12 protein-coding genes are annotated in these 12925 nt (G+C 67.2%); 8 read left to right on the top strand and 4 right to left on the bottom strand.

What is annotated here, in order from left to right; translation table 11 throughout:
- Window positions 1-93: 93 nt before the first annotated feature.
- A complete protein-coding gene (locus tag PHA81_RS14090) occupies window positions 94-357 on the top strand; it encodes a hypothetical protein (protein WP_005042440.1) in 264 nt (87 codons plus the stop codon).
- A 49-nt stretch (window positions 358-406) separates the two neighbouring features.
- Window positions 407-2497 (top strand): OB-fold nucleic acid binding domain-containing protein, encoded by a 2091-nt coding sequence (locus tag PHA81_RS14085; protein WP_005042442.1) that lies wholly within the window; start codon window positions 407-409, stop codon window positions 2495-2497.
- A 289-nt stretch (window positions 2498-2786) separates the two neighbouring features.
- Here the strand turns inward: PHA81_RS14085 and PHA81_RS14080 are convergent, their stop codons facing one another.
- Both PHA81_RS14080 and PHA81_RS14075 read right to left on the bottom strand, forming a co-directional pair.
- Window positions 2787-3179 carry an OsmC family protein gene (locus PHA81_RS14080; RefSeq protein WP_049910011.1) on the bottom strand — a complete coding sequence of 131 codons (393 nt, stop codon included), beginning with the start codon at window positions 3177-3179 and terminating at the stop codon, window positions 2787-2789.
- Between the two features lie 119 nt (window positions 3180-3298).
- Window positions 3299-4006 (bottom strand): metal-dependent hydrolase, encoded by a 708-nt coding sequence (locus PHA81_RS14075; RefSeq protein ID WP_005042446.1) that lies wholly within the window; start codon window positions 4004-4006, stop codon window positions 3299-3301.
- 109 nt (window positions 4007-4115) lie between these two features.
- Between PHA81_RS14075 and PHA81_RS14070 the strand changes: the two genes are divergently transcribed.
- The 4 genes from PHA81_RS14070 (at window position 4116) to PHA81_RS14055 (ending at window position 8647) form a co-directional block, all read left to right on the top strand.
- Window positions 4116-4883: a fumarylacetoacetate hydrolase family protein gene (locus PHA81_RS14070; protein ID WP_005042448.1), complete on the top strand. Its 768-nt coding sequence runs from the start codon at window positions 4116-4118 to the stop codon at window positions 4881-4883.
- An 87-nt stretch (window positions 4884-4970) separates the two neighbouring features.
- Entirely contained in the window at window positions 4971-5540 is a 570-nt protein-coding gene (locus PHA81_RS14065) for a gluconate 2-dehydrogenase subunit 3 family protein (RefSeq protein WP_005042450.1), read from the top strand.
- Entirely contained in the window at window positions 5537-7123 is a 1587-nt protein-coding gene (locus PHA81_RS14060) for a GMC family oxidoreductase (RefSeq protein WP_005042452.1), read from the top strand. The genes PHA81_RS14065 and PHA81_RS14060 overlap by 4 nt, the downstream gene beginning before the upstream one ends.
- A 234-nt stretch (window positions 7124-7357) precedes the next feature.
- Window positions 7358-8647 carry a GTPase gene (locus tag PHA81_RS14055; RefSeq protein ID WP_005042455.1) on the top strand — a complete coding sequence of 430 codons (1290 nt, stop codon included), beginning with the start codon at window positions 7358-7360 and terminating at the stop codon, window positions 8645-8647.
- Window positions 8648-8750: 103 nt separating this feature from the next.
- Here PHA81_RS14055 and PHA81_RS14050 read toward each other — a convergent pair whose 3' ends face one another.
- Both PHA81_RS14050 and PHA81_RS14045 read right to left on the bottom strand, forming a co-directional pair.
- Window positions 8751-9722, bottom strand: coding sequence for a deoxyhypusine synthase (locus tag PHA81_RS14050; protein ID WP_005042457.1), 972 nt, complete (start codon window positions 9720-9722; stop codon window positions 8751-8753).
- Between the two features lie 115 nt (window positions 9723-9837).
- Entirely contained in the window at window positions 9838-11097 is a 1260-nt protein-coding gene (locus PHA81_RS14045) for an inorganic phosphate transporter (RefSeq protein ID WP_005042459.1), read from the bottom strand.
- Window positions 11098-11266: 169 nt separating this feature from the next.
- Here PHA81_RS14045 and hisC point away from each other — a divergent pair, with 169 nt between their 5' ends.
- Entirely contained in the window at window positions 11267-12358 is a 1092-nt protein-coding gene (gene hisC / locus PHA81_RS14040; protein WP_005042461.1) for a histidinol-phosphate transaminase, read from the top strand.
- Window positions 12355-12924, top strand: a complete 570-nt coding sequence (locus PHA81_RS14035) for an adenylate kinase family protein (RefSeq protein WP_005042463.1) — start codon at window positions 12355-12357, stop codon at window positions 12922-12924. Before hisC ends, PHA81_RS14035 begins: the two co-directional genes overlap by 4 nt.
- Window position 12925: the final 1 nt, after the last annotated feature.

Here is a 12925-nt window from a genome sequence, read left to right as displayed (position 1 = left end):
TTCGAGTACGTCTCGTTCGGTCGTGACAGTCGGAGGCCCCGTTCGCTGCCGCCAAGTCGGAGGGTTAACCCTCCGGGTGAGCGTAGCGTTGGCGTGCTCAACCTGAACATCGACGAGTTCATGCTCGAACTCAAGGACGGCGCGCTCAAGAACGTGGGTCCCGCGAACAAGTCCGCGGAAGCGAAATTGTTCGATGTCGCCTCGGCGGAGGCGCGCGCGTTCGGCGACAAGCGCGTGAAGCTCGTGTTCGAAGACGACGAGGGCAACGAGGTCCAGGTCGCGCTGTTTCCCGACGATGCGAGCCAGGTTGCGCGTGATATCGAGGCACTCGAAGACGACAGTCCGGTGTTCGAGTAAGCGTCCGCGTTTCGACAACCGTTTTAGTCCCCGGCCGTTCGGTCCGGTAATGGGTAGTTGTATCATCTGCGGCACCTCCGTCGACGGCCACATCTGTGGGAGTCACGAGGAGGACGTCGTTTTCGAGTTCGAAGGATCGCGCGCAAATCAGCTCACCCCCGGTCGCTTCTACCGCGGCTCCGTCGACGGCTTCGCCGAGTTCGGCGTGTTCGTCGATGTCGGTGACAGCGTCACCGGCTTGCTCCACCGGAGCGAGCTCGACACCCGGCTCGAAAGTCTCGACTGGGATTCGGGCGAGACCGTCTACGTCCAGGTCACCGACGTTCACGACAACGGCAACGTCGATCTCGCGTGGTCGATCCGTCAGAAACCGTCGGATTTCCGCGGCGAGCTCGTCGACGACCCCGAGGGCGACCGGCTCGCTGAGGCAGAGGCCGACTCCGAATCCGGGGCGGCGGAGGCGACCGACCCAAATGAGCGCGCGGCCGCCGAGTCGGCGGCCGAACCCGTGACCGACATCGGTACCGCGGACGAGCCCGACACGGACGAGACCACCGGAGCGCGGACCGATGGCGACGCCTCGGTAAACGACGACGACACCCGGACGGCCGTCCCGTCCGAGGCGGGAAGCGCGTCGCTGGTCGAGTCCGAACGCGAGCGCGTCCCGATCGCGGATCTCGATTCCCGCGTCGGTGATCACGTCCGTATCGAGGGCACGGTCGTGAGCGTTCGTCAGACCGGCGGCCCGACGGTGTTCGAACTCCGCGACGAATCCGGTACGGTGGACTGTGCGGCGTTCGAGGAAGCGGGCGTCCGCGCGTACCCTGACGTCGAGACGGATGCGGTCGTCGCCATCGATGGCGAGGTCGAACGCCACCGCGACGATCTCCAGGTCGAGACTGCGGGGCTCGCAGTGCTCGACGGTGAGGAGCGGGATGCGGTCACCACCCGACTCGAAGACGCACTCGCCGAGCAGGCTGCGCCCGACACGATCGAACCGCTGGCCGACGATCCCGCGATCGACGATCTCAGCGAAGAGATTCACGACCTCGCGGGGCTGATCCGGCGGGCGGTGCTCGAATCCCGGCCCGTCGTCGTGCGTCACGACGCGAGCGTCGACGGCTACGTCGCGGGTGCGGCGATCGAGCGCGCCACGCTGCCCTTGGTGCGCGAGGAGCACGCCCGTGACGACGCCGAGTACCACTACTTCGACCGCCGGCCGGTCGAGGACGGGATCTACGACATGGATGCCGCGACGCGCGACGTCACGTCGATGCTCGACGCCAACGAGCGCCACGACGAGAAGTTCCCGCTGTTCGTGTTCTGCGGCGTCGGGAGCGCCCAGTCGCGCGACGGCCTCTCGCTGCTCTCGATCTACGGGACCGAGCGGGCAGCGATCGGCGCTCGCGCACTCGACGCGGACGATCTCGCGGCACACGTCACGCCCGCCGACCGCGACGCCGGGACAGCCACGACGACCGCGACCGCGCTCGCGGCGAACGTCGCGGCAGGAGTTAACGCCGACGTTCGCGACGATCTCGTTGGTCTCCCTGCGGTGAGCTACTGGGAGGACGCACCCGACGCGTACGCCGACCTCGCGAGCGAGGCGGGTGCCGACGCCGACCGGACGCGCGACGTCCGCGAGGCGATCGCACTGGTGGCGAACTACCAGGCCTACGAGGACAAGCGCGAGCTGATCGCCGACCTGCTGTTCGACGGCAGTGAGTCGCTCGCAGAGCGCCTCGCGACTCAGTTCCGCGAGAAGCTCGACGCGGCGATCGAGACTGCCGAGGCTCATCTCGACCACCGGGAGGCCGATGGCGTCACCGTGGCGGTGCTCGACACCGACGCGTTCACCCACCGCTACGACTTCCCGCCGACCGACCTGCTGTGTGACGAACTCCATCGCCGGACCCGCGAGGACACACCTGTGCTCCTCGGGCTCGGCGAGGACGAACTCCTGCTTCGACACACCGGCGATCTCGATCTCGATAGCGTGGCCGATGTGGTCGCCGAGCGCGCCCCCGAAGCGGGTGTGACTCCGCGAGCGGCCCGTGACGACCGGATCGAATTCTTGCTCGGCGAGCGCGACGCCGTGCTCGATGCCGCGGTCGCAGCAGTCGGCGAGCAGTTCGGCTGATTTTGCGGTTGTAGCGGTTGCTGGGCGGTGCGGTTCCTGGTGTCTCGACGAGCGTAGCGAGTCGAGGCTCTGGAGAGCTTTGCTCTCCTGGCGGATGAAGGGCGAGGCCCGCTCTGCGGGCCGAGGGCTTCGACGGTGCTGTGCGGTCGTGGTGCGTAGAGTGCCAGTGACCCCACCGCGAGCGAGGCCGTAGGCCGAGCGAGCGGGTGTTTTTGGTCCAGATTTTTACGAGGGGTTGAGCGCGCGAGCGGAGCGAGCGCGCGAACCCCCGAAGTAAAAAGGTGGGTGTTTAGGCGTTGCCTTCGACCGAGATGTCGGCGTGGAGCTCCTCGCGGAGCGCCGCATGGACGTGACAGATGTCCTCGCCGCGCTCGACGAGTTCGTCCTCGTCGCCAGCGATGTCGGCCTCGACGCGGATGTCGAACCGGATGGCCGAGAGATCGTCATCGTCGTCGAGGTCGGCCTCGGCGTCGATCTCGATTTTCCCGAGGTCGTCGTAGTCGCGCTGCTGGGCCCCGACGCGGAAGGCCGGAATGTAACAGGAGGCGTAGTCGGCGACGAGCGTGGCGTTCGGGTTCGGTCCCTCTTCGTCGGTGGCGTCGACGGTGAGTTCGAAGCCGCCGACGCGGCTTCGGGTGACGAATCCCTCCTCGGACGTGCTACTGACTTCGATATCTGCCATTGCGATCGGATCGACGACCGCCACGCCCCTAAGCATTGCCCACTCGTGTGTCGAGGCTGCCATCGCGGTCGAGTGCTCGCCGGAACGATCGACAACGAGTCGTCGTTTCGGTCCCGATCTCAGAGCTCGAAGGAACCGTCGTCGTCGAGCACGTGAACCTCGGAGTCGGGTGCGCGCTCGCCGACCGCATCGACGAACTCCTGGGGATCGGCTTCGAGCGGCGGCATCGTGTCGTAGTGCATCGGGAAGACGTGATCCGCATCGAGCCACTCGGCCGCGATCGAGGCCTGCCAGATGCCCATCGTGTAGTGATCGCCGATCGGGAGCGCGACCGCGTCGGGCTGGAGGTACGGCGCGATCACGTCTTTCATCTCCGACATCAGTCCGGTGTCGCCAGCGTGGTAGAACGCGGTGCCGGTGCCGTCGGGGCCCGGCTGCTCGTCGCTCACGACGAATCCCGCAGGATTGCCGAGTTCGTACTCGTAGTCGAGATCGACGCCGCTGGTGTGGTCGGCCCGATGCATCGTGACGTGGGCGTCACCGCACTCGACCGTACCGCCGATGTTCATGCCGACGGTGTCATCCGCGCCCATCTCGTTTTCCACATAGGCCGCGACCTCGACCGGCGCGACGATCGTCGAATCGGTGAACTCGCCCGCGTGGGCGATGTGATCCGAGTGGGCGTGGGTCAGAAGGACGTAGTCGGGCGTCTCGATGTCCGCGGGCTCCATCGAGGTGTGCGGATTATCGAAAAACGGGTCGATCAGCAGGCTGGTGTCGCCGACTTCAACGAACCACGTCGAGTGACCGTGCCAGGTGAGTTCCATTGCATCTCGTCGTACTCGCGTCGCGTACTTAGTTGTGTAGGCGGCCGTGCGAAAGAGAGGCAATAGCGCGTTCGTGTACGTTTATCCGACGTGGCGACGACACCCGAGCATGCACCGCGTACGATTCCGTGATCCGGACGGCGAGCTCCGTACTGGCGAGTGGCTTGCGGACGAAGCGACGATCAGCGCGAACGCCGGGCCGACAGGGCGCGTCGCGTTCCCCGACGACACGTTCTCGCCCGAGGAAGTCGACGTGCTCGCGCCAGCGGAGCCAACGAAGATCGTTTGTGTGGGATTGAACTACGAGGACCACGCTGCCGAACAAGGAAAGGAGCTCCCCGACCGTCCGCTGCTCTTCCTGAAGGGACCAAACACCGTCGCGAGCCACGAACAGACGGTAGAACTGCTTGCCGGGAAGGAACGTATCGAGTACGAAGCCGAGCTCGGCGTCGTGATCGGTCGGGAGTGCCGGGGCGTCGATGTCGACGACGCGATGGACGTCGTTGCTGGGTTCACCTGCGTGAACGATCTCTCGAACCGCGACGACCAGCGGATCGAGCAGAACTGGGTCCGTGGGAAGGCGTTCGACGGGGCCGCGCCGATGGGACCCGTGCTCGCGACGCCCGACGAAGTTCCCGCCGACGCCGCGATCGAACTCCGCCTGAATGGCGAGACGAAACAGCGCTCCTCGCGCGAGAAGTTCATCTTCTCGGTGCCCGAACTGATCGCGGAGATCACGACGTACATGACCCTCGAACCCGGCGACGTGATCTCGACTGGCACGCCCGCTGGCGTCGGCCCGCTCGCCGACGGTGACGAGATCGAAGTCGAGATCGAAGGGATCGGCACGCTCTCGCACTCGGTCACGATCCCCTGAGCCACGCCGACGATCCAGAGTCGGCCACGAACTCGGTCGGTGCGGATGCCAATCCCTAAGATTAGGCTTGCCTAACGCGCGCCGTACATGGAACTCACGCGCCGGGACGCGCTCGCGGCGCTCGCCGGCGGCAGCGTCGTCGGTGGCGGTGGAGCGGCGGCGATCGGACGGAACGGAGAAGCGACGAGTGGGGCGCAAACGGAGACGGACGACGGATCGTCGAACGTGGCGGATGCGTCGTTTTCGGCGGTGCGTGACCCTCTCGTCGCGGTCGCGCACGTCGTCTACCCCGACGAGATCACGGGGATCGAGACGTTCGTCGAAACCTACGCACTCGGGCGTATCGAGGAGCGAGCTGAGTATCGAAACGGTGTCGAACGGGCGGTCGCCGCGATGGACGACCGCGCGGAATCGTGGTACGGCGGGCGATACGCGAGCCTCGACGCCGAGACTCGGGACGCGGTGCTGCGCGAGATGGGGACCGACACCGCCGATCCCGTTCCTGATGGGTCGGCCGCCGAACGGGTGCGGTACTACGTGGTGAACGAGCTGCTATACGCGCTCTACACCTCGCCCGCGGGCGGGGAGCTCGTCGGGATCGAGAACCCTCAGGGCCATCCCGGCGGGCACGAGAGCTACCAGCACGGACCACGATGAGCGATGCGGACCGGACGCCCTCGGACGCGCCCGACGTCTGCGTGATCGGGGCGGGCCCCGCGGGCGCGCTCTGCGCTCATCGACTTGCCGAGCGCGGTCACGACGTCGTGATCCTCGAAGCGGGGCCCCGCTTTTCGTTCGAAGATCGCCCCGAGCGAATGGAGCGCGCGATCCGGCCTGGCGACGACGACCGGAGCGTCTGGGACATGGGCGGCGAGCGCGACGCCTACGCCTCGACCGGCCCGCGGTCGTACCCGCTGAACCGTTCGCGGGTGAAGGGCGTCGGCGGGACGAGCCTCCACTGGCAGGGGATGGTGATGCGCCTCCACGAGGCCGACTTCGAGCGACGGAGCCGCGACGGCGTCGCCGCGGACTGGCCCATCGACTACGCCGACCTCCGGCCGTACTACGCGGCCGCCGAGCGCGCGTTCGGCGTGGCGGGGGCCGTCGACAACCCGTTCGCGCCGCCGCGCGAGGAGCCGTACCCCCTCCCGGCGTTCCCGCCCTCCTACAGCGACTCGATCTTCGCCGAGGCGTGTGAGGAGCTCGAAATCACCACCCACTCGGTACCGAACGCACGCAACTCCGAGCCCTACGACGGCCGGTCGGCCTGTGTCGGCTACGGCACCTGTAAACCCGTCTGCGCCTCGGGGGCGAAGTACGACGCGACCGTCCACATCCGGAAGGCCGAGGCGGCGGGTGTGCGCGTCATCGACCGTGCTCCGGTCCAGCGCCTCGAAACGGACGGCAAGGGACGAGTGACGCGCGCGGTGTACGCGACGCCCGACGGCGAACACAGCCAGGAGGCACGCCGGTTCGTGATCGCCTGCGGCGGCGTCGAGACGCCTCGCCTCCTCCTGCTCTCTGATTCCTCGGACCATCCCGATGGACTCGCCAATTCGAGCGGTCTCGTGGGCCGGTACTTCACCGAACACTGCTTCGCGGGCGTCGGCGGCCGGCTCGATCGGGCGACCCGCCAGAAGCACGTCGGGTTCAACACCACCGAGAGCCACCAGTTCTACGACGCCGAGGGAACGAACCCGATCAAGCTCGAGTTCTTCAACTACGCCGGCCCGTCGCCCGTCGAGACGGCGCTCTCGGGGGACGAATGGGGCGACGCGCTCCTCGACTCGCTCCGGGACGCCTACGGAACCCACGTCACCGTCGGCGGGCTGATCGGCCAAGTGCCACGAAAGGAAAACCGCGTGACGCTCGATCGCACGAAAACCGACGATCACGGCAATCCGGTGCCCGACGTCCGGTGGTCGATCGGCGACCGTACGAAAAAAAGCATCCGGCGGGCGAACTGTATCCAGCGATCGATCCTCGACGAACTCGGGGCCGAAATCGAGTGGACCGTCGGCCCCGAGAACACCGGGCCGGCGTTCCATCACATGGGCACCACACGGATGGGGACCGATCCGGCATCGAGCGTCGTAGACCCGGAACTACGGACCCACGACGTCGAGAATCTCCACGTCGCCTCCAGCAGCGTGTTCGTCACCGGCGGCGCGATGAACCCCACGCTCACCATCGCCGCACTCGCGCTGAAGGCGGCCGACCACGTCGATGTGGCGCTCTGAGGTGCGGTTGCGGTGGCGCGGCGGTCGACAGTGGCTTCGGGACAACGCTTTTGTCCCTGGTTCGTGAGAGTGCTAACAGAGGTCGACCGATGACCACCCAATTCGTTTTCTGACCGGGCCGCCGCTTCCCGACCTGTCGTTGGTTCGACAGCGTCGGCTGGCGGCTCCGTCATCGAGCGCTCGGTGACCGCCGAGCCGGCCGTATCGCTCATAGACGACACACCATCACTACACATGACAGACACGAACGCAATCGTTGCACAGCGCGTCGATAGCGGCACGCCCGCGACCGACGAAATACGAGCGCTCGCCACAGCCGCCGGCTACACGATCGTCGAGGAGGTGACGCAGGTTCGAGCCGAGGACCCCGGGACGCATCTCGGCAGCGGGAAAGTCGAACAGCTCGCGGCCCGGGTCACCGAAACGGGGGCCGAGGTCGTCATCGTCGATGGCGAACTCACGCCATCGCAAAGTCACGGACTCCAAGAATCGCTACCGGACGGAACCCGCGTCCACGACCGCTACCGACTGGTCCTCGACGTGTTCGGCGATCAGGCAGGCACGAGGCGGGCACAGCTCCAGGTCGAGCTGGCGCGACTCCGCTACGACCTCCCACGGATGCGGGAGACGGCCGACGCGGGCTGGTTCAACAAACGCGCCGAGAAGGGATCGCCGCTGTACGACGCCGAAGACCGGATCGATCGGCTCGAAACCAAGCTCGACGACCTCCCCGACCCCGCCGAGGAGTTCCGCAAGCGCCGGCGCGAGGAGGGGTTCGATCTCGTGACGATCGCGGGCTACACCAACGCCGGCAAGTCGACGCTGCTCCACCGCCTCGCGGACGAGTTGACGCTCGCGGACACCGAGCCGGACCACGCGGACCGCGACGCGACGGCAACGATCGAAAATCGGCTGTTCGAGACCCTCGAAACCACCACGCGACGGGCGACGCTCGACGGCCGTCCCGTCCTGCTGACCGACACGGTGGGGTTCGTCGCGGACCTCCCCCACTGGCTGGTCGAATCGTTCAGCGCCACGCTCTCGGAGGCTGCGGCGGCCGATCGCGTGGTGTTGGTTGCCGACGCGAGCGACCCGCCCGACGAACTCCGCGAGAAGCTCCGTGTCTCGCTCGACGTGCTCGATGCGCAGGACGTTCCGCGCGAGGCGATCGTGACCGCTCTCAACAAGATCGATCTGCTCGACGCCGAGGAGCGCGAGGAGCGGCTGGCGGCCGCGGCCGACGTTGCCCCGTCACCGCTGCCGATCAGCGTCCAAGAGGGCACGAACCTCGATCGACTGGTAGGACGGATCGAGGACGGACTGCCGACCGAACGCACCACGGTCGCAATGGCGAACGTCGACGAGGCAATGAGCGTCGTGTCGTGGCTCTACGATCACGCGAACGTCGCCGACGTGAGCTACGGGGCGGCGGGTGATCGGGTTACGGTCGCGTTCGCGGCGCGGCCGTCGGTCGTCGAGCGGGCGCGAGCGAAGGCGGCGGCCGTCGGCGGTGTCGATGACTGATTGGGGGTCGATCGACATCGAAAGCACGTGATCGAAGAGAGCGCGTGAGTCGGCGAGAGTGCGCGAATCGGCGACGGAGACCGGGAGTCAGGCGGTCGGGGTGCTACTGGAACGCGCCCGCGACGAGCAGCGGGAAGACGAGCGTCGCCTCGGCCTCGACCTGGGTGTAGTTGGTGTCGGCCTCCTTGATCTTCCCCCACGACACCGCCTCGTCGGGGGGCGCACCCGAGAGCGAGCCGTCGCCCTCCATCCCCGTCGAGATGTAGACCGCGTAGTCGGCTCCGCCCCGGAAGAGGTTGGTCATGATCGCGTGGTGTTTGGGGACGCCGTCGCCGACCGCGATCAGCCCGGTCGTGTCGGCGGCCAGTCCGCCGTCGATGAGGCGCTCGTAGTCGTCGAGCAGCGTGATATCGATGTCGGCGTCGTGCTGCTGGCGATAGAAGTAGAGGAAGTTGCCCACCTCGGCGTCGGTCAGCGCCGGGCAGTAGACGGGAACGTCGTTGTCGGCGGCCTGTTTCAACACCGAGTTCTCGTCGTCGAGGGTCGCCCCGAGCTCGCGCGCGAACGCCGTCGGCGTCCGCAGCGACTCGTCGGCGAAGAAGTCCTCAAAGAAGTCATACAGGTACTCCTCCAGCCAGACGTACCGATCGGAGGGTACGAAGATGTTGCCGAGTCGGTTGATCCCGCGCTCGCGGAGTGCGGCCTCGTCGGCGTCCCACTCGCCCATTTTGAACGGTTTGGCCGTCTTGATGACGTCCTCGGTCAGCCCGCCGGAGGTGGTGATGAGCACGTCGACGTGACCCTCGCGGACGAGCGCCGCGACGACCTCGCGCAGCCCCGAGGAGATGATGTTCGACGTGCAGGTGAGGTAGATCGTCGCGTCGGCCGCTCGCATCTGCTCGGCGATGTCAATGGCCTCGGCGAGCTGGCTCGCCTGAAACCCCGTCGTGGCGTACGACTCCAACAGCTCCCCGAAATCGAACCCGTCGCGGAACTCGTAGCCGTGTACGTCCGGCGTCGAAAGCTCCTCGTCGCTGCCGGGAACGACGTTCTCGTGTGAATCTGCCTCGTCCATACCACCGATAGACCGAGGCGGGGTTTGAATCGCTCGAAACGGACGCTCGCGGCGTCGGCTGGGTGTTCGCGAATCGAGTTCACCCTCGCTTGGACTGGCGGTGTCGCGGTAGCGGCTACGCGCCGCCGTAGACAGGGAAGAGTTCAAATAGGACGAACGAGGCGGCCGCCGACAGCGACGGGGTCATGATCCAGAGCATGATCACGCGTCCCGTCGTCGCGGGGTCGAACAAGTCGTTGGCAGAGAGTTCGTCGGGTTCTTCCTCACCGATGCCCGGTACGCTCTCCGTGCCGGCGACGCCACCGTTCGCGGTATCGTCGGTGGCGTCACCAGCCACGTCGCCGGCAGCGGTCTCGGCAGGTGCGTCGGCGGCGAGCGCGTTCGTCGAGATGGTCGTCGTTTCCTCGCTACCCTGGATGGCGGCCGTCGCCGCGGTGGCGACGGTGGTCGTGCGGGTCGCCCGTCCCCAGCCGAGACCGACGATACACATCGTCGCGCTGACCGCGAGACTCGCCGGAATCCCGAGTTCGGAGAGCACGGTGATGATCGTGGCGCTCACGATGGCGACCACGAGGGACGCGAGCAGCGGGAGATCGGTGAGATCGTTGCCGACGGTGTCGAGGGTGCGTCGCGCGATCGTGAACGAGCCGAGACCGATGGCCACCGCCGCGAGGACGACACCTTGAGTGATACTGATCGCGCCACCGCCGACGAGCGGCGCGACCGCGTTCGCGGTGTTCGACGCACCCGCGCTAAAGGCCATGTAGCAGCTGATCGCGAGTACGACCGCGCTCCAGAACCCCTCCTTTCGGGTGGTGTCCTCGGCCAGGCGCGGGAGCGGAATCGAACCTGAGCGATCGATCACGAACAGCGCGCCGTCGGAACGATCGATCCCGAACCACGCGTCGAGATAGGGGTAGAGGTAGCGGCCGACGACCGCACAGATCCAAAAGGCGAGCACCGGGGCGACGATCCACGCGGAGACGATCTCGAACATCACGGCGTAATCGAGGCTCCCGCTCGCCACGCCGAGCCCCGCGATCGCGCCGACCGCGGTCATCGAGGTCGAGGCAGGAACTCCAAAGAGGTTCGAGATCAACAGCGCGAGCCCGACGAAAAAGAGCACGCCGACGCTCGCCGCGAGCGTGAACTGATCGGCGGGGACGATCCGACCACCCATCGTCTCGATGACCTCCGTGCCGACCGTCGCCCCGCCGAGCAGCGCAAATCCCGTAAACAGCGCGGCAGCGCCGGTCTTCGAGACGAGTCGACTCCCCACCGCGGGGCCGAACGCGACCCCCGTCGAGGAGCCGCCGATGTTGAACCCGACGAAGACCGCGACCGCAAGCCCAATGATAAGAACGGCAGCAACCATGAATAACTTATTGAGCCCTTCAGACTAAATAGTGCCGCTTTCGACTCACGCCCGCACCCGCCTCCACGGTCGTCAACGTCCGCCGCGGTCGTCGCGTCACCCGAACACAGTCGACCGCGGGCTGTGGCCGTGTGAGCACGCTTAAGCCCCGGCGACCGTTCGTCCCGGTATGCAGACACGCGATCTCTCCGAGCACGCCGTCTACAGGGCCGGCGAGGGGAGTGAGGAGGTCGCACGCGAGCTGGGACTCGATCCCGACGACCTCGTGAAGCTCTCCTCGAACGAGAACCCGCACGGTCCGAGTCCGGCAGCGATGACGGCGATCAGTGAGGCCGCAAGCGAGGTCCACGTCTATCCCAAATCGGCCCACTCCGATCTCGTCGCCGCGATCGCCGACCAGTGGGAGGTCGCGCCGGCCCAGGTGTGGCTCGCCAACGGTGGCGACGGCGCGCTGGATTACCTCTCACGCGCGCTGCTCGATCCCGGCGCGGCGGTGCTCGTTCCCGAGCCCGGTTTCGCCTACTACGGGATGAGCGCGCGCTATCACCACGGCCAGGTTCGCAGCTATTCGCTTCGGACCGAGGACGGGTTCACCCAGAGCGCCGACGCGGTGCTCGATGTCTACGACGGCGAGCGGATCGTCTACCTCACCAGCCCGCACAACCCGACCGGCACGACGGTGGACCTCGCGGCCGTCGAACGGATCGCCGCGGAAACGAACGAGGACACGCTCGTGGTCGTCGACGAGGCCTACGGCGAGTTCGCCGAAACCCCCAGTGCCGTCCGATTGGTCGAAGGACGTGAGGGATGGGACGCCCGCGAGGATATCGCGGTGCTTCGCACCTTCTCGAAGGCCTACGGTCTCGCGGGGCTCCGACTCGGCTACGCCGTCGTGCCCGAACCCTGGGCCGACGCCTACACACGGGTGAACACGCCGTTCGCAGCGAGCACGGTCGCCTGTCGCGCCGGCCTCGCCGCGCTCGACGACCGCGAGCACGTCGAGCGCACCGTCGAGTCGGCGGTGTGGGCGCGCGAGTATCTCGACAGCGAACTGGATGCCCGAACCCACGCGAGCGAGGGCAACTTCGTACTCGCTGAGGTGGGGGATGCGAGCGCGGTTGCGAGCGCAGCCCAACGCCGTGGCGTGATCGTCCGGGACTGTACGAGTTTCGGCCTCCCCGAGTGTATCCGAATCTCGTGTGGAACCCGCGCCGAGACCGAGCGCGCGGTCTCCGTGCTGAACGAGGTGCTCGCGGGGTGAGAGTCGCCGTCACCGGAACGCCGGGCACCGGCAAGACGACCGCGACCGACCGGCTCGTCGGGGACGGCGGAGACGCCGACAGCGCCCCTGAGAGTTCTGGCGGTGTCGAGGGGACTCTCGATGTCGTCCACCTGAACGAGGTGATCCGCGAAGAGGGACTGTCGACTGGCACCGACACCGATCGCGACAGTCTCGTGGCGGACCTCGACGGCGTCGAGGACTGGCTCGACGATCGTCCGACGAGCGCCGAAGTCACCCTCGTCGAATCCCACCTCGCCCACCGGCTCGACGCCGATCGCGTGGTCGTCCTCCGATGTCACCCCGAAGAACTCGAAGACCGGCTCGCCGCCCGCGGAGAGTCCGACGCCAGCGTGGCTGAAAATGCCGAGAGCGAAGCGCTCGACGTGATCCTCGCCGAGGCGGTCGAGCGCCACGGCCGCGACGCGGTGTACGAGATCGACGCAACCGATCGCACGCCCGAGGGCGTCGCCGGCGCGATTCGGGCGGTCGTCGCCGGCGAGCGCGAGCCGAGCGCCGGAACCGTCTCGTTCGTCGAGTACCTCTGAC

The sequence above is a fragment of the Halococcus sp. PRR34 genome (assembly GCF_028617175.1).
In the GTDB taxonomy this organism is placed as follows: Archaea; Halobacteriota; Halobacteria; order Halobacteriales; family Halococcaceae; genus Halococcus; species Halococcus salifodinae.
The sequence above is the reverse complement of the archived record's forward strand: the minus strand, read 5'-3'. Positions and strand labels throughout refer to the sequence as shown.